Annotated in this window: 14 protein-coding genes; 7 read left to right on the forward strand and 7 right to left on the reverse strand. The window is 63.0% G+C overall.

Annotation, left to right across the window (positions count from 1 at the left end; all coding sequences use genetic code 11):
* Positions 1–76: 76 nt before the first annotated feature.
* Both QRN22_RS10995 and QRN22_RS11000 read right to left on the reverse strand, forming a co-directional pair.
* The gene (locus QRN22_RS10995; RefSeq protein WP_042556399.1) at positions 77–316 is read right to left on the reverse strand and encodes a hypothetical protein; all 240 of its coding nucleotides are present in this window, start codon (positions 314–316) and stop codon (positions 77–79) included.
* A 196-nt stretch (positions 317–512) separates the two neighbouring features.
* Complete coding sequence (locus QRN22_RS11000; RefSeq protein WP_042556398.1) at positions 513–1,169, reverse strand: hypothetical protein; 657 nt, start codon at positions 1,167–1,169, stop codon at positions 513–515.
* A 364-nt stretch (positions 1,170–1,533) separates the two neighbouring features.
* On the opposite strand from QRN22_RS11000, the gene QRN22_RS11005 reads away from it, so the two are divergent.
* The 6 genes from QRN22_RS11005 (at position 1,534) to QRN22_RS11030 (ending at position 7,401) form a co-directional block, all read left to right on the forward strand.
* Positions 1,534–2,202 (forward strand): GntR family transcriptional regulator, encoded by a 669-nt coding sequence (locus tag QRN22_RS11005; protein ID WP_042556397.1) that lies wholly within the window; start codon positions 1,534–1,536, stop codon positions 2,200–2,202.
* An 84-nt stretch (positions 2,203–2,286) separates the two neighbouring features.
* On the forward strand, positions 2,287–3,093 hold the full coding sequence (locus QRN22_RS11010) for an ABC transporter substrate-binding protein (protein ID WP_042556396.1): 807 nt from the start codon (positions 2,287–2,289) through the stop codon (positions 3,091–3,093).
* A gap of 11 nt (positions 3,094–3,104) precedes the next feature.
* Positions 3,105–3,875, forward strand: a complete 771-nt coding sequence (locus QRN22_RS11015) for an amino acid ABC transporter permease (RefSeq protein WP_042556395.1) — start codon at positions 3,105–3,107, stop codon at positions 3,873–3,875.
* Position 3,876: 1 nt separating this feature from the next.
* Positions 3,877–4,656: an amino acid ABC transporter ATP-binding protein gene (locus QRN22_RS11020; protein ID WP_042556394.1), complete on the forward strand. Its 780-nt coding sequence runs from the start codon at positions 3,877–3,879 to the stop codon at positions 4,654–4,656.
* A gap of 19 nt (positions 4,657–4,675) precedes the next feature.
* Entirely contained in the window at positions 4,676–5,767 is a 1,092-nt protein-coding gene (locus QRN22_RS11025; RefSeq protein WP_042556393.1) for a polyamine ABC transporter substrate-binding protein, read from the forward strand.
* A 23-nt stretch (positions 5,768–5,790) separates the two neighbouring features.
* Positions 5,791–7,401, forward strand: a complete 1,611-nt coding sequence (locus QRN22_RS11030; protein ID WP_042556392.1) for a gamma-glutamyltransferase family protein — start codon at positions 5,791–5,793, stop codon at positions 7,399–7,401.
* A 108-nt stretch (positions 7,402–7,509) separates the two neighbouring features.
* Here QRN22_RS11030 and QRN22_RS11035 read toward each other — a convergent pair whose 3' ends face one another.
* The gene (locus QRN22_RS11035; protein WP_042556391.1) at positions 7,510–7,764 is read right to left on the reverse strand and encodes a hypothetical protein; all 255 of its coding nucleotides are present in this window, start codon (positions 7,762–7,764) and stop codon (positions 7,510–7,512) included.
* A gap of 205 nt (positions 7,765–7,969) precedes the next feature.
* On the opposite strand from QRN22_RS11035, the gene QRN22_RS11040 reads away from it, so the two are divergent.
* The gene (locus QRN22_RS11040; RefSeq protein WP_231570232.1) at positions 7,970–8,233 is read left to right on the forward strand and encodes a DNA-binding protein; all 264 of its coding nucleotides are present in this window, start codon (positions 7,970–7,972) and stop codon (positions 8,231–8,233) included.
* 127 nt (positions 8,234–8,360) lie between these two features.
* Here QRN22_RS11040 and QRN22_RS11045 read toward each other — a convergent pair whose 3' ends face one another.
* The 4 genes from QRN22_RS11045 to QRN22_RS11060 form a co-directional block, all read right to left on the reverse strand.
* On the reverse strand, positions 8,361–11,642 hold the full coding sequence (locus QRN22_RS11045; protein ID WP_052493868.1) for a type III effector HrpK domain-containing protein: 3,282 nt from the start codon (positions 11,640–11,642) through the stop codon (positions 8,361–8,363).
* A gap of 288 nt (positions 11,643–11,930) precedes the next feature.
* Positions 11,931–13,544 carry a GMC family oxidoreductase gene (locus tag QRN22_RS11050; RefSeq protein ID WP_042556389.1) on the reverse strand — a complete coding sequence of 538 codons (1,614 nt, stop codon included), beginning with the start codon at positions 13,542–13,544 and terminating at the stop codon, positions 11,931–11,933.
* Between the two features lie 220 nt (positions 13,545–13,764).
* A complete protein-coding gene (locus QRN22_RS11055; protein WP_042556388.1) occupies positions 13,765–14,703 on the reverse strand; it encodes a helix-turn-helix transcriptional regulator in 939 nt (312 codons plus the stop codon).
* A 246-nt stretch (positions 14,704–14,949) separates the two neighbouring features.
* Positions 14,950–16,422, reverse strand: coding sequence for an inorganic phosphate transporter (locus QRN22_RS11060; protein ID WP_042556387.1), 1,473 nt, complete (start codon positions 16,420–16,422; stop codon positions 14,950–14,952).
* Between the last annotated feature and the right edge of the window lie 56 nt (positions 16,423–16,478).

Genomic DNA, 16,478 nt, shown 5'->3' on the forward strand with positions numbered 1-16,478 from the left:
GGGTATCGATCCGCCAAACCAGAAACGAAAAAGCCCAGCACACTGGCTGGGCTTGCGGCTCACTGACGTTCTGCGATCAGTCGGTCTTGGCGCTGCCTTCTTCCCGATCGGTCATCGCATCCTGATCGGAGCCGGGGTTGCCGGGCGGGGGCGTCCAGTCGACGCGGTGCTTTTTGGCTTCGGACTCGTCAGCGCCCTGCTTGGGCTCGGACTCGGCATCGTCGAGCCCGGAGCCGTGGCCTTGGCCAGCGTCGGGCGTCTTGCGTGAAGGGCCCTGGTAAGGCGCTTCCGGGCCGTTGTTGTCTTCGACTGTCATGACAGATCTCCCGTGTCGGCGCGGAACATCCGCACCTATGAATCTGAAGGCACGGGTGGAGATGAAGTGCCATGGCTTCGACGGACGGCAACGATGGGTGGCGATCACGGGCGCGATGCGCTGGCTGGCATCGCATCGCGCCAGGGTCACACCTACAAACACGCTTTCCATCCTGCAGCGGTGCGGCGCTTGCCCTTCAATCCGCAGCAGGCGCGCCGTAACGCCAGCGGGTGAAGTTGTGCAGGGTCAGCAGGCCGCAGATGACCATCAGCGGGATCAGCAGCACGCCGGAGATGATCGAGCCCCACCAGGCGACGTTGGACTGCCAGGTTCTGCCTTTACCTTCCGCCACGATCACCAGGCGCGTGGCCACTTCGCCAAAGCGCGCATCGGGTGTCAGCACGTTCACTTCGAGGTTGTAGTCCCCTGGCTCCATGGGGATGTGCGAGACGGCGCGGGTGATCTCGTTGCTGCCGTAGCTGGTGAGCTCCTGGGCCACATCGCCCTGCCCCGCAGAGATCAGTTCGCCTGCCGGTGTGCGCAGCTTCCACGCCAGGGTCATCGGGGCGGGTGGGTATTCGACCCACTGTTCGTTTTCCCAGATCGGCCCGCCGGACAGCTTGCGCACGGTATACAGCGGCAGCTCATCGGTGGAGAACACCACGGCCAGGGTATCGAACTCGAGCGTTCGGGCCTTGACCGGAAATTCCAGGGTGGCGCCTTCATCGAGGCGGATCGGTACGTCCAGCGGCAGCGTCGTCGCCCAGACGGAGAACAGACGAAGCGCGACAACCGACAGCAACAGGCTCAGGCCCAGGCTGCCCCAGAGGATCGCTTTGCTCTTGTGACTCAATGCTCGACTCCCTACAGACCGATCCAACCGAAAAAGAGCTGCAAGGCTACTCGATATGCCTGCGTGGATCACCTTCCGCAGTGCGCGGTTCACGCACGCGAACGCTATGCAGCCTCGACATGACCGGCCCTGCCGGTGTTACCGCCCGCCACCTCTCCCACCCCCAGTGCCCGAATAACGTGCACCTCGCCACCTGTTGCTTCATTAGGTGACACCTCGCCTTTGCCCAATGCCAGGCGCGCCACCCACCACCATTGGCTAACCCGTTGTTGCGCCAGCACAAACACTCGGACGAGCGCCTATGGCTCACTAATTGCTTTGTTTGGATAAACGGATAATTGGATACATTTATTCAGGAAAGCCTATGCACAGCGCTCCGCTCTACACCCACCGCCAGCCCGTTACCGCCGAAGAAGAGGCTTACAACTTTCTGCTCGCGGCAATCTGCGCGGGTCGTTATCGCAAGGGTGACCGTCTGGTGGCCGAGGACATCGCCACTGAAATAGGCACCAGCCGCATGCCCGTGCGCGAGGCGTTTCGGCGCCTGGACGCACAAGGGCTGGTCACCCTGCGACCCAATCGCGGGGCCATCGTCAGTGGTCTGGACATCGAGCAGATGAACGAAGTCTTCGAGATGCGCAGCGCCCTGGAAGGCTTGGCGATACGGGTTGCGGCCAGCAAGGTCACCGAGCGGCACCTGACCATTCTGGAGCGGCTGCTCGATGACATGGACGAGTGCCGGGACGACACCGCGCAATGGGTCGTGCGGCACCGCAACTTCCACGAATACCTGTGCAGCCTCAGTGAACGCCCGCGGCTGATGAAGCAGATCGTGGCGCTCTACTCGCTGATCGAGGCACCGATGCGCCTCTGGCTCGAACATGGCGACAAGCCGCTGAGCGGCCGTGAAGAACACGAACAGATTCTGCTAGCGCTGCGCACCCGCGACGCGGACCTCGCCGAGCGGGTGATCCGCGGGCACATCGAAGGCACGCTGCCGGCACTGACTCTTTTTCTGCAAGCCGAACAATAAAAAACGGGCCGACCCGAAGCGGGTCTCGCCCAGCCGAACTTCTTGACTGCTGCCCTCCCCATCAACAGCAAACGGAGTTTCACCATGCGCCCTTCGTGTTCCCTCATCGCCGCGGTCACCCTCGGTCTGGCCTCCTCGTTCGCCTCGGCCGCCGTGGTGGTGCCCGATCGCCTGAAAGATGCCGACAAGCTGACCTATTGCTCCGGGATGGACTCCCCACCGCTGGTGTCCTTCGACGCGGCGCAGAAACCGCAAGGGCTCGCCGTGGACCTTGGTTTGCAGATCGCCAAACGGCTGGGTGACAAGCAGGTGTCGTGGCGGGTCATTCCCTTCTCCGGGCTGGTGCCCGCCCTGCTGGCCAGCCAGTGCGACCTGATCGTCGATCAGCTGTTCGACAAGCCGGAGCGACGCGAGGTCATCGACATCGTCAATTACATGTACTCCAGCCAGTCGGTGGTGGTCCCCAAGGGCAACCCGAAGGGCATCGAGGCGCTGGACGACCTGTCCGGTCACAAGGTCGCCGTGCTGAACGGCTCGACCATCAAGACCCTGCTCGACGCCGAGAACGAGACACTCGCCAAGGCCGGCAAGCCGCCCATGAAGCTGGTGGTCTACAACACCGACACCGATGCCTTCCAGGCTCTGCGCATCAGCCAGGTAGACGCCTATGGCACCACGGTGGAAACCGCAGGCTACTACGCTGCCATGGCGCCGGACCTGTTTCAGGAAGGCGTACCGGCGTTCGGTCGCATCCTTACCGGCATCGGCATCCGCAAGGACGACCCGCAACTCTCCGCCGCCGTCCAGCAGGTGATCACCGACATGCGTGCCGACGGCAGTTATGCACAGCTGCTCGGCAAGTGGCACGTCGACAGCGACAAGCTGGACTGAGGAGCGGATCGATGAATTTCAATTGGGACATATTCTGGCAGTACCTGCTGCAGCCCAGTGACGTTTACCTGAACGCCCTGTGGCTGACCTGCGTGATCGCCGTTCTGTCCATGACTCTGGGCTGCGTGCTGGGGCTGATCGCGGCCCTGATGCGCCTGTCGGGCAACCCGCTGCTGCAGTACCCGGTGCGTTTCTACGTCTGGCTGATGCGTGGCACGCCACTGCTGGTGCAGATCGTGTTCCTCTACACGGCCCTCGCCGCCGGCGGCATCTTCCGCTTCGAGGACATCGACCTCGGCTGGGTGGTGATCCCTGGCAACATCCAGGCAGCGATCATCGCCCTGGGCCTCAACGAAGGCGCCTACATGGCGGAAATCATTCGTGCTGGCATCGCGGCGGTGGACAAGGGTCAGTACGAAGCCGGGCGTTCGCTGGGCATGACCTTCGCCAAACTCATGCGCCGCATCGTGCTGCCCCAGGCGTTCAGGGTCATCGTGCCGCCGCTGGGCAACGAGTTCAACGTGATGCTCAAGAACACCACGCTGGTCAGCGTGATCGGCGTGCAGGAGCTGCTGCTCAGTACCCAGATGATCACCTCGGCCACCTTCCGGGTGTTCGAGCTGTACCTGGTGGTGGCGATCTACTTCCTGCTGCTGACGACGCTCTGGGGCTTCTTCCAGAGCTGGCTGGAGCGGCGCTTCGGGCAATCCGACCGGCGCCCCGCCACCGCCTCGAAGCGACTGTTCGGCAGCTACACGGCAAAACTTCTGAGGGGGCGTTGAGATGCACAGCACGAGTCAGGAGTCGGTCATCGAGGCCCTGGATATCCACAAGTCCTTCGGTGATCTGCAAATCCTCAAAGGCGTGTCACTGCAGGTGAAGCGCGGCGAAGTGGTGGTACTGATCGGCGCCTCGGGCTCCGGCAAGACCACCTTCATCCGCTGCATCAACCTGCTCGAAGAGATCCAGAGCGGGCGCATTCGGGTCAATGGCCAGCCGATGGGCTACCGCGAGCGTGCCGACGGTTCGCTGGTGCGCGACAGCGAGCGCAACATCGCTCGGCAGCGCCGCGACATCGGCATGGTATTTCAGCGTTTCAATCTGTTCCCGCACATGACCGCCCTGGAAAACATCATCGAAGCGCCCATCCAGGTGTTGGGAGTTGCCCGCAAGGCGGCCCTCGAACAGGCCCGCGCCCTGCTCGCCCAAGTGGGCCTGGCGGACAAGGCCGATCACTACCCGTCGATGCTTTCCGGTGGCCAGCAGCAGCGCGTGGCCATCGCCCGGGCGCTGGCGATGAAACCCCAGGCCATGCTCTTCGACGAACCCACCAGCGCCCTGGATCCGGAAACGGTCGGCGAAGTGCTGCAGGTGATGAAGCAGCTCGCCGAGCAGGGCATGACCATGGTGGTGGTCACCCACGAAATGGGCTTCGCCCGCGAAGTGGCCGATCGGGTCGTGGTCCTCGACCAGGGCGAACTGATCGAAGAAGGCCCGCCGCAACAGATTTTCAGCAACCCCACCCATCCTCGCACTCAAGCCTTTCTCAGCCGCGTGCTGTGAGCCTTACCAGGAGATGACGATGCGTTTATCGAAACTGTTCGCAGCACTGTGTTGTGCCACCGTTGCGCCCATGGCACTGGCCGCCGCACCGGTGGTGAAGGTGTACAACTGGTCGGACTACATCGGCCCCGAGACGCTGAAGAACTTCGAGAAAGACAGCGGCATCAAGGCCCAGTACGACATCTTCGACACCAACGAAATGCTCGAGGCCAAGCTGCTCTCCGGGCGCTCCGGCTATGACGTGGTGGTGCCCTCCAGCCAGTTCCTGTCCAAGCAGATTCGCGCCGGTGCCTACCAGCCGCTGCAACCCGAACTGCTGGATAACTGGAAGCACCTCGACCCGCGCCTGATGGAGCGCCTGGAAGCCGCCGACCCGGGCAATCGCTACGCCGTGCCCTACATGTGGGGCACCGTGGGCATCGGCTACAACGAGGAAAAAGTTCGTGCCGTACTCGGCAAGGACGTGCAACTGGACTCCTGGTCCATGGTCTTCGACCCGCAGAACCTGGCCAAGCTGAAAAGCTGCGGGGTGGCCTTCCTCGACGCACCGGTGAAGATCATTCCCCAGGCCATGCTCTACCTCGGCCTGGACCCCAACAGCGTCAAGCCCGAGGATTACAAGCTGGCCGCCAAGCTGCTCACGACCCTGCGCCCCTCGGTGACCTACTTCAGCTCGTCGAAATACACCGCCGACCTGGCCAATGGCGATATCTGCGTGGCCATCGGTTACTCCGGCGATGTGATCCAGGCGCGCAGCCGCGCCAAGGAAGCCGGCAAGCACACCGATATCCGTTACCTGATCCCCAAGGAGGGGGTGAACCTCTGGTTCGACATGCTGGCGATCCCCAAGGATGCCGGCAACGTCGCCAACGCACATGCACTGATCAACTACCTGCTGCGCCCCGACGTGATCGCGCCAATCAGCGACTACGTGGGCTACGCCAACCCCAACAAGGACGCCACGGCGTTGATGGACCCCAAGGTCAGCGGCGATCCCGGGGTCTACCCCAGCGATGACGTGATCGGCCGAACGTTCGTTTCCGCCGACCTGCCGGAAAACATCCAGCGCCTGATCACCCGTGAATGGAACCGGATCAAATCCGGCCAATGAATCCGTTTCGAAGAGCTTCCGCCATGTTGAAATTCTCTGCCCACGAATACCCCTACCCTTCGCAACGCCAGAGCGTCTTCGCCCATCGTGGCATGGTCGCCGCCTCTCAACCGCTGGCCGCCCAGGCCGGCATCGAAATCATGCAAAAAGGCGGTAACGCGATCGACGCCGCCATCGCCACGGCGGCCGCACTCACCGTGGTCGAACCCACCGGCTGCGGCCTGGGCGGCGATGCTTTCGCGCTGGTCTGGTGCAAGGGCCAACTGCATGGCCTCAACGCCAACGGCCATGCCCCCGCGGGCCTGAGCATCGAGGCCGTGAAGGCTGCCGGGCATGAGCAGATGCCGCTGTATGGCTGGACGCCAGTCACCGTACCGGGCTGCCCTTCGGCCTGGGCCGAGCTGTCGCAGCGCTTCGGCGCTCTGCCCTTCGCCGACCTGCTGCAACCGGCCATCAGCCTGGCGCGAGGCGGCTTCCCGGTGTCGCCGGTGGTCGCCCACCAATGGCAGATCGCGCTGGACGAATTCAGCCCGCATCGTGATGCAGCACTGGACGCCTGGTTCGACACCTTCCTGATCGATGGCCGGGCGCCAAGGGCGGGGGAAATTTTCCGTAACGAGGCGCAAGCGCGCACCCTCGAAGAACTGGCCAGCAGCCAGTGCGAAAGCTTCTATCGCGGGGCCTTGGCGCAGCGTCTGGATGCTCATGCCAGGGCCACCGGTGGTTATCTGCGCGCCACTGACCTCGAGACCTATCGAGCGCAGTGGGTGGAGCCGATCCATGTCAATTATCGGGGCGTGGATGTCTGGGAAATCCCACCGAGCGGACAGGGACTGGTGGCCCTGATGGCGCTGAAGATTCTCGAAGGCTTCGACTTCGATCACCGCGACAGCAAGCGCACCTGGCACCGCCAGCTGGAAGCCATGAAGCTGGCCTACAGCGACGGCCTGCACTACATCACCGACCCCCTGCACATGCGCGTGGCGGTAGCCGACCTGCTGAGCGACGCCTACAGCGAGCGGCGACGCGGGCAGATCGGTGAGCAGGCGCTTGCCCCGGCCCATGGCGATCCCCATGCCAGCGGCACCGTGTACCTGGCGACGGCCGACGCGCAAGGCAACATGGTGTCGTTCATTCAGAGCAACTACCACGGCTTCGGCTCCGGTGTGGTGCTGCCCGACAGCGGCATCGCCCTGCAGAACCGCGGCCAGGAATTCAGCCTCGATCCGCAGCACGCCAACTGCCTGGCGGCGGGCAAGAAGACCTTCCACACCATCATCCCCGGCTTCCTGACCAAAGGCGGCGAAGCCATCGGCCCGTTCGGGGTGATGGGCGGCTACATGCAACCGCAAGGGCACGTGCAGATGGTCATGAACCTGGTGGACTTCGGCCTCAACCCGCAGGCGGCTCTCGACGCGCCTCGCTGGCAATGGCTGGGCGGCATGAAGGTCGGCATCGAACAGGCCGCCTCCCGGGACCTGGCCAACGCGCTGAGCAGAATGGGCCACGACGTGCAGATCGCCTGTGACTCGACCGACTACGGTCGCGGGCAGATCATCGTTCGCGACCCGCGAACCGGCGTTCTGTGCGGCGGCACCGAGCCACGGGCCGACTCGCACATCGCCGCCTGGTAACGCCTGCCGTCAGGGCTTGTGCCTGCCCCAGTCGCCCGGTGGCTCTGCCGACTGGGGCCGCGCTCACCTGGGCGTTGCCGCCACCATGAGAAGGCGCCCCGGCTACGTTCAGTGGCGTATCGCCCGAATGCTGCGAATGTCGGAAAAGAACAGCTCCTCCGGGTAAGGGCTGGGGTCATCGACGGCCTTGGTCATGAAGTAGGCCTCGTCGAAAACGCCCGCCATCGGTAGCACGACACCCACCACGTGCACGCGATACCAGTATGACCGGGGTTCATCATCCCACTGCAGTTCGACGAGTACCGTCTTGCCCATATAGGCCAGGGCATGGGCTGCATCGGGCAATTGCGTCTGATCGGACATGGCGTGTGGTCTCCTCCTTGATACCGGTTGCGAATGGCCACTGGCTGAGCCTGCGCGATAGCCAAGTGCGTGTGCCCGGTGGGTTCCTTCCATCGGGTGGGCCTTTGCTGCACTATGCGCGATTCGTTGCAAAGCGCTGCTTTGCGTAAAAATCACCCCGCGTAAAATCTACACCAGCAGCAAGGCTGCGTAAAGTTTACGCAAAATGATTTATACCTATATGGATTTGGTTCGGGATAGAGCCCTTCAATTGATAAAGGCGGTCGGGCCCAAACGCCTCAGTGAAAAGGGCGGGAAGAATTACGATCGCTGGCGAAATATCAGCAGCGAGAAGATTCGGATCGGCACCGAAGAAATCGGCATTCTGGCGGAGGCCTTCCCCGAGTATGCGCTTTGGCTGGTGAGCGGCCGCGTGGAGCCGGAGAACGGGCACCGCAGCCCCGACTACGACGACGCCAACCGAACCTGATCATTGCATCGCAAGATGGCGATCTCTCAACGAGTCGCCTCCCTACCGACTACCAGCCCCAGGACCCGACCGGCGCAACTGCTCACGGGCCGGTCGAGCACAGGGTGATCAGAGGCGTCAGGTTGCCTTACGCCATCTGGGTATCGAGGTTGGCACCATCCCCCTTGTAGTCGTCGTGCACCAGGTGATCCCAGCCGTTTTCCGGCAGGCGACCTTCCTCACGGTAGAACGCGTATTCCTCTTCGCGGTACTCGAAGATGCTCTGGTCATCCGGTGCGTCCCGCTGGGCATAGTTGTACATGTAGTCGTCGAGGAACTCGTAGCGCTGCAGCCCGTTCTCGGTGAGCAGGCCCTGGGCATCCAGGTCCTTGAACAACTGATCGAGGTCGGCACGGTGGGCATCCATGCGGTTGCTGTGCTTGATGTCTTCGACGATCAGGAACGGCGTCAGCGCCACGGTCAATGCAGCGCCAGCCCACAACAACGGCCCGGCAAGAGCCCTGGCGGCATTGGAGCCCATCAGCGCGGCCATCTGCGCACCGCCGCCAGCGACGTTGAAGGCGCCAGCAGCCACGGTGATCGCCCCCTGGGCGATGGCGACCTGGTCGTTGCTGCCCATCCCGGATTTGATCTTCAGGCCGCCGAGCACCAGATCGGCAACACCCGTGAAGCTGTTGGCGCCCGCATCCATGATCCGCAGGAAAGCGGAAATACCACGGCTGGTCGGCGTGCTGCCGTTGAGCCCGGGGTTCTTGGCGAAGCCATCACGGAAGCCATCGTTGATGGTCTTGAGTTGCTCGTCGGACATGTTGAGCTTTTCGGCGAGCTTCTCTTTGTTGTCGATGGGCGCGGCATCGACGGCACTGTTGAAGTCCTCGTATAGCTTCTTCACCTCGCCCTGGATCACGCTCATGTTGTGCCCGGCGCCGCCGGGTGCATCCTTGCCGAATATCTGTGGCAGCGACTTGTCCAGGCCGAGCATCTGGTTGGTCTGGGTGCCACGGATGTTGTCGTAGATGTTGCTGCCCAGATTGACGAAGTGCTGGCCGGCGCCCAGCACACTGACGAAGTCCTTGGCGATGGCCAGGCGCTCTTCCGGCGTATCGGCCAGGGTGCCGCCCTTGCCGGCCAGTTGGTAGATGCCCGACGCCAGGGAGATCAAGCCACCAGTTGAACCCAGTGCTCCGTTGGCGTTGAGCTCGGTGATGGTCTTCAGCATGCTGCCGTGAGCGCCCTCGCCCAGGGTCTTGTAGACGTCCTTGCCCATGACCTTGTCGATGTCGGCCGAGGTCACCGTGCCATTCTTGGCGAAGGTCGCACCCAGTTCCTTCAGGGCATCGCCGAAGGCCTTGGCGGTCTGCTTGTTGCCGAGAAATTCCTGAACGAAACGCTCCGTTTCCACGGTGCGGCGGGTCATATCGATGCCGCCTTTCTTCAAGGCGGTGAGCAGTGTCTTGATGGTGTCCTGAGTGGCCAGGGCAGTGTTGTCATCGCTGATCAGCGATGGGTCGGCCATCAGTTTGTCGAGGTCCATGGTGGTGGCATCGATCATCATGTGCTGCGAGAACTGCGCGGCCTTGTCGGGATCGAACGCCGTCAGGGACGCGTAGGTCTTGGCGATGTCCGCCTCGGCCAGATCGCCCAGGCCCTTCTCTTTCAGGTCGGCGATATAACGCGAATACTCCTCGGAGAATGCCGTGTCTTCGAGCTTCTCGCGCACGCCGTCCTTGTCGGGCAAGGCATCCAGCGCCTTGTCCTGCTGGGCCTTGAAATCCTTCTGCACGCTTTGCGAGCCGAACAATTGGCCGATCTGCTCGTCGAGCTTCGTGCCGTCGATGATCGCTGACAGGTCATCGCCATTGGCCTTGGCAGTGCTCTTGCCCATGGAGATGTCGAGGGTGACCATGTCCAGGCCATTCTCGGTGGCTGCCTGGGCACGCAAGGCGTTGTAGAGTTTGGCGCGATCGTCATCCTTGCCGATGCTGCCGTTGTCGATGCCGGCCTTCCAGTCCTTCATCAGGTTCTGCCAGGTCATTTCGCTGACCGTGAGCTTGCCGTTCTTGTCCTTGGGGTCGACGGTGGTGGTCTCGAGATTGGCGATGTCGAGCTCGCTGGCAGGTGGCAGCCCGGCGGCTTCACGGGCGAAATCCATCTTGCTGTCCTCTGTCGGCTCGGGCCCCTTGAGGGCGGAAAAACCATGCTTGCCGAAGTCCTGCAGGCGCCCGGCTTCGGTGCCGTGCCTGGCTTCGCCGCTCTTGGTCACACCGTCGATCTTGCCGTTGCCGATGTCAGCGCCGGTGAGCGCCTTGCCGTCGGCATCGTGGGTTTCGATGTGCTCGAGCACCTGGGAGGCGCGGTAGGCGGCATCGGCGTCGGTTTCGAAATCACCGACCTGCTCCTTGAGCATGTCCTTGATGCCGCTCTGGTTGCCGAGGTTCTTGAGCAACGGATCGCCGTCGATGATCTCCTGAGCGGTGCGCTCGTCGTTCTTCGGCCGCTCCCAGATGATGCCCAGTTGCTCGGCCTGCGCCCTGGCTTCCTTGTTGTCCGCAGCCGCGGTGGGGTTGCGCAGTTCGCCCTGCAGATGCGAGAAGCCATACTTGCCGAAGTCCTGCAGGCGCCCGGCTTCGGTGCCGTTCTTGGCATCGCCGCCTTTGGTGAAACCGTCGACGCGGCCATTGCCGACATCCTTGCCAGCGATCTTGTCGCCGGAGCCGTCGAGGGTTTCGATGTGTTCGAGCACCTGGGCGGCACGGAAGGCGGCATCCGGGTCATTCTCGAAATCACCGACACGCTCCTTGAGCATGTCCTTCACGCCACTCTGGTTGCCGAGGTTCTTGAGCAGCGGGCTGTCGTCGATGATGTCCTGTGCCGAGCGCTCGTCACCCTCGGGGCGTTGCCATTGAATGCCGACGGCTTCGGCCTGCTGACGGGCGTACTTGTCATCGGCGGCCGTGCTCACGTCATTGAGCTTGCCCTCGAGATGGTCGAAACCATACTTGCCGAAATCCTGCAGCCGCCCGGCTTCGGTGCCGTGCTTGGCATCGCCGCCCTTGGTGAAGCCATCGACCCGACCGTTATCGACGTTGTCGCTGACGATACGGTTGCCACTGCTGTCTATCTTCTCGATATGTTCGAGCACCTGAGCGGCGCGAAAGGCGGCATCGGGGTCGTTCTCGAAATCACCGACGCGATCCCTGAGCATGTCCTTCACGCCACTCTGGTTACCCAGGTTCTTGAGCAGTGGGCTGTCCTCGATGATCTCCTTGGCGGAGCGCTTGTCGTCCGCTGGCTTTTCCCAGCGAATGCCTGCCTGCTTGGCCTGTTCGGTCGCCTGATCCCAATCCTTGACGGAGTTCGAGTCACCCTTGGCGTCGACGCCTTGGTTGTTCGTAGCCTTGACGGTCATTGTTTTATCCTTCTGCGGGACACCAGAAAAGTACAGTGACTGCCGGTGCTTGCATGGCTGGTCGCAAGCCTCGCTACTGGTAGAACTGGTACAAGTGGAGGCGCCGCCCACAGGCTGCGCCCGCTTCCCGCCCCGAACGTCAAGACGCACCGGCAGCGGGACACCCACCATGAAACCCGCTGCGCATGAAAATACGATGACGCCTCGGCGATCGCGCTGTTGAAGGGCGATTCGGTAGCGCGCCCGCGGTTCGGCCCGGCACTGCAGAGCGTTGCGAGTCGCCTATGGCTAGGCGGTGAGCAGGCTGCCCAGACGCTCGCCGATGATCACGCAGGGCGCCATGGTGTTGCCGGTGGTGACCCGCGGCATGATCGAAGCATCGGCGATGCGCAGACGCTGGATGCCGTAGACCCGCAGCTGTGCGTCGACCACCGACAAGGCATCCGTGCCCATCTTCGCCGTGCATGACTGGTGCCACACGGTGGACGCCGCGTTGCGCACGAATGCCTCGAGCGCAGCACCGCGCAATGGCCCGGGCATGACCTCGCGTCTTGCGAAGGGGCGCATGGTTTCGCTGTTGCCGATCTCTCGACACAACTCGACCGCGCGCACCAGGGCTTGCAGATCCTCCGGTTCGCTGAGCGCGCCGCTGTCGATCTTCAGCGGGTCCATGGCACCGCTGCCCGTGAGGGTGATCGACCCTCTGCTTTTGGGCCGCACGAGGCCTGGAAGCAATGACCAGGCCGCCGCGGGCGGATGGTACATGGCCTGTGCCTCGGGGGTCGCGATGGGGATCTCGGCGAGAAAGGTCTGGATGTCCGGCGCGTCGAGCGCGGCGCTGCTTTTCCACAGGAACGTCGACTCGCCGGCGTTGTTGCGCGGTGCGTGAGGCTGTTCGTAGTCCCAGATGCAACCGGAAACCATGATGTGGTCCTGGTAGTTCTGGCCGACACCCGGCAGGTGCTGCACCGGCTCGATAGAGTGCCTGGCAAGCTGCTGCGCATCGCCGATTCCCGACAGCATGAGCACCTTGGGCGTGTTGATCGCTCCCAACGACAGCACCACCTCCTCACCGGCTCCGAAGTGGATGATCCGGCCTTGGTAGAGCACTTCGACGCCGACCGCCCGCTGGCCCTCCAGCAGCACACGCAGGACGTGTGCGTGGGTCAATACCGTCAGGTTGGGCTGCACCATCGACGGGAACACGTAGCTGCGGAATATCGAGCGTCGGCGCCCGTCACTCAGGCACACGTTGGTCAGTGCCGCACCGCCTGGCCCCTCCATCATCGCGCCGTTCTGGTCGTCGTAAACGGTCATCCCGAGCTTCGCCGCCGCGGCCAGCATGGCAGGCGCGACCGGATTGGGGTCGGGCGCAGGTTGCACGAACACCGGGCCGCCCGTGCCTCGACGCAATGGGTCCGGGGCGCCCTGCCAGTTCTCGATGCGCCGGTAGGTGGCCAGTGTCGACTGATAGTTCCAGGCCGGGTCGCCGGACTCGCTGGCGAAATGGTCCCAGTCGCTGCTGTGCCCACGGGACCAGACCATCACGTTGATCGAGGCGCCCCCGCCGAGCACCTTGCCCATCGAGAGGGGCATCTGCCGACCGTGCAGGTGCGGGTTGGGCTGCGCCACGAACTGCCAATCGCGCTCACTGCCCAGGTTGGTGAACCAGACCCCGGCATCGCTGACGCTGGATAGGTCGTCGCTGCCGCCTGCCTCGAGCAGCAGCACCCTGACATCCGGGTTTTCCGCCAGACGCCGGGCAACCACCGAGCCCGAAGTACCGGAGCCGCAGACGATGTAATCGTATGCGCTGCGAAGGTTGGTTTGCTGGCGAAACTGGTTCTCTTCAACCTGACGAGCGAAGTCTGCTTCGTCGGCGATACAGGAATGATTGTTCACGAATGGGCCTATGCACCGTTGCAGCGGACGCGATGAACGACTGCCGAACAGGTGAGCAACGAAAGGAGGCGGCTGGCGTCATGACGCTGGCCATGGAATGGATCGGTCTGTGAAGACCCGATCGATTCTAGAGCGGGACCGACGCACGCCCCTTACCTGCAGGGCGCATGCTGCATGCCCCGGAGGCGCTATCGATGATCAGGCGAGTGGCGGGACGTTCTTACCTGGCGGCGCCGACCTGCGAAGGGCAGATGCCGAAATGCGCCTGATAGGCACGGCTGAAATGCGAGGCCGTGGCGAAGCCGGATTGCCAGGCCACATCCTGCACGCTTGGGCGCCCGGCGGTGGAAGTCAGCAGCCGCTGCGCATGCTGCAGGCGGACGCTCCAGACCTGCCGCATCAGGGTGGTGTTCTGCTCCCTGAACAAGCGTTGCAGGTGCTTGACCGAAACGTGGGCCGCTTCGGCGACCGCCGTGCAGTCGAGACGTGGGTCTGCCAGATGCAGATGGATATGCCGTCGGGCTCTCGACAGAACGGCGTCGGCACTGCGCGACCTGGCTTTGTCCCCTGCCCCGCCCAGCATGCTATCGACCAGGTCGAGCAACTGTCGGCCCATCAGGTCACGGACCGCCGGGCCAGGGGCGACATGCTGCTGCGCGATGCAGTGAATCAGGTCACGGATGGCCCGGGTATCCGCCGAGCCCACATCGGTGATGACCGGCGAGCGCAGCGAGTGCCGCAGGCCACGCTCCCGCAGGATGCCCTTGGGAATGCGCAGTACGGTCATTTGCCCACGCTCGGCAAACGACTCGTGGAAACGCCGTTCAGGGTCGATGAAGAACATGCTGCCCGCGGTAAACCGGTGAGTGCTTCCAGCCTGTTCGATGTCGACACGCCCACCGGTCATCAGCTTCAGGTACAGCCACTGACCTTGCCATGAGCCCTGATCTTCGCCTGCGGGCACTAACGCGAGTGACACGAGGTCGGCACGCGTCACCCCGATATCGCCCAGGTGCCAGCTTTGCGCAGATGAACCTGCGATGTGCGCCTGATCGAATTGGCAATGCAGCCCGTGGTGTTCGAGCATGGCGGCCGCCCAATCGTTCTCGGCATCAGGCCCCAGATGGAAAGCGATGGGCGGGTTGTGTGAGCGTGTCATGAGAATGACCTGATCGATTCGGCGTGTACTGACGGGAACCATGAACAGCCGAAGCGGCTTGCTGCACGGGCTGGCAGCAGCCTACGCCGATTCGCCAGGCGCGACCGTGCATTCGGCCTGACGGCACTGTTTCACGGCAGAGAGATGGCTTGCTCGGCAGCGATGAGTCGGCCCGGTGGACAGGCCCCAGAAACAAAAAAACGCGGTACCTGCTCGGCAGGCACCGCGTTCTCTGAAGCAGCGCTATCAGCCGAAGATCAGCGTCGCGCCATAGAACAGACCTGCTGCCAGCGCCATGGAGGTGGGCAAGGTAAGTACCCAGGCCAGCAGGATGTTGCTGATGGTGCTGCCCTGCAGGCCACTGCGGTTGGCGACCATGGTGCCGGCAACCCCGGATGACAGCACATGGGTGGTGGATACCGGCAGGCTGTAGACGTTGGCCAGCCCGATGGCGCAGGCGGCGGTGATCTGCGCGCTCATGCCCTGAGCATAGGTCATGCCCTGCTTGCCGATCTTCTCACCGACGGTTTTCACCACGCGCTTCCAGCCGACCATGGTGCCGATCCCCAGGGCCAGGGCCACGGCGATGATCACCCAGAAAGGCGCGTACTCGGTGGTCGCGGTCAGGTCCTTGCGCAGCTTGTCGAGGTCGGCCTTCTCGCGAGCTGGCAGGTTTTCGAGCTTGCCGACTTTCTTGGCCGAGTCATCCAGGCAGAGCAGGTAGCGACGGATGTCGATGCGCTTCTCTTCGCTCAGGCTGTGGTAGTCCTTCACGCCGTCGAGGGTCTTGAGCAACGTGGTGATGGTCAGCTCGGTGAGTTTCGGATCGCAACGAAATTGCTTCGGCAGTTCGCTGTTGCCGGATTTGCCCAGGGCCAGGAACTCGTTCAGGGTCGGCGCGTTGCGCTGATAGAACTCGCCCAGGTGAATGGCCGCGTCGCGGGTACGCTCGATCTGGTAGGTGGTGCTGTTCAGGTCGAGAACGAACTTGGCCGGCACGATGCCGATCAGCACCAGCATGATCAGACCGATGCCCTTCTGACCATCGTTGGAGCCGTGCACGAAGCTCACCGCCATGGCCGAGACGATCAGTACCAGACGGTTCCAGAACGGCGGCTTGTTCTTGCCTTTGATTTCCTTGCGCGAGACCGGCGTGCTATGCACCTTCGGCGTCGGCATCCAGTGCTTGAGCGCGAGAAACAGCAGCGCGGCGACAATGAAACCGGCAATCGGCGAGAAGATCAGCGACAGGCCGATATCACTGGCTTTCTGCCAGTTCACGCCGTCACCGAGCGGAATGTCGGTGAGCAGCGCATTGGCCAGGCCCACGCCGAGGATCGAGCCGATCAGCGTGTGCGAGCTGGAGGCCGGAATGCCGAAGTACCAGGTGCCGAGGTTCCAGGTGATCGCCGCAGCCAGCAGCGAGAACACCATGATCAGGCCATGGGAGGTATTCACGTTGATCAGCAGCTCGACCGGCAGCAGGTGAACGATGGCGTAAGCCACCCCCACGCCACCGAGCAAGACACCGAAGAAGTTGAATATGCCCGACATGACGACGGCCAGGTTTGGCGGCATGGCTTTCGTGTAGATGACCGTCGCCACGGCGTTGGCCGTATCGTGGAAACCATTGATGAATTCGAAGGTGAGGACGAAGAGCAAGGCGAGTGCCAGGCTCAACGCCAACCAGGCGTCGAGCCCGCTGAATAATTCGAACATGAGGGTTTAGGTCTGGCTCAATGAGAGGGCTGGGTTATTCCAGATGAAGCCTGGAA

Origin of the sequence: Pseudomonas sp. MEJ086, from assembly GCF_030209025.1 — a bacterium.
GTDB lineage: Bacteria > Pseudomonadota > Gammaproteobacteria > Pseudomonadales > Pseudomonadaceae > Aquipseudomonas > Aquipseudomonas fulva_A.

Excerpts from the sequence above, each read along its gene's own strand:
- QRN22_RS11025 (WP_042556393.1), top strand. The coding sequence starts at position 4,676 with ATGCGTTTATCGAAACTGTTCGCAGCACTGTGTTGTGCCACCGTTGCG.
- QRN22_RS10995 (WP_042556399.1), bottom strand. The coding sequence starts at position 316 with ATGACAGTCGAAGACAACAACGGCCCGGAAGCGCCTTACCAGGGCCCT.
- QRN22_RS11060 (WP_042556387.1), bottom strand. The coding sequence starts at position 16,422 with ATGTTCGAATTATTCAGCGGGCTCGACGCCTGGTTGGCGTTGAGCCTG.
- QRN22_RS11010 (WP_042556396.1), top strand. The coding sequence starts at position 2,287 with ATGCGCCCTTCGTGTTCCCTCATCGCCGCGGTCACCCTCGGTCTGGCC.
- QRN22_RS11020 (WP_042556394.1), top strand. The coding sequence starts at position 3,877 with ATGCACAGCACGAGTCAGGAGTCGGTCATCGAGGCCCTGGATATCCAC.
- QRN22_RS11015 (WP_042556395.1), top strand. The coding sequence starts at position 3,105 with ATGAATTTCAATTGGGACATATTCTGGCAGTACCTGCTGCAGCCCAGT.
- QRN22_RS11030 (WP_042556392.1), top strand. The coding sequence starts at position 5,791 with ATGTTGAAATTCTCTGCCCACGAATACCCCTACCCTTCGCAACGCCAG.
- QRN22_RS11035 (WP_042556391.1), bottom strand. The coding sequence starts at position 7,764 with ATGTCCGATCAGACGCAATTGCCCGATGCAGCCCATGCCCTGGCCTAT.
- QRN22_RS11055 (WP_042556388.1), bottom strand. The coding sequence starts at position 14,703 with ATGACACGCTCACACAACCCGCCCATCGCTTTCCATCTGGGGCCTGAT.
- QRN22_RS11005 (WP_042556397.1), top strand. The coding sequence starts at position 1,534 with ATGCACAGCGCTCCGCTCTACACCCACCGCCAGCCCGTTACCGCCGAA.
- QRN22_RS11045 (WP_052493868.1), bottom strand. The coding sequence starts at position 11,642 with ATGACCGTCAAGGCTACGAACAACCAAGGCGTCGACGCCAAGGGTGAC.
- QRN22_RS11040 (WP_231570232.1), top strand. The coding sequence starts at position 7,970 with ATGATTTATACCTATATGGATTTGGTTCGGGATAGAGCCCTTCAATTG.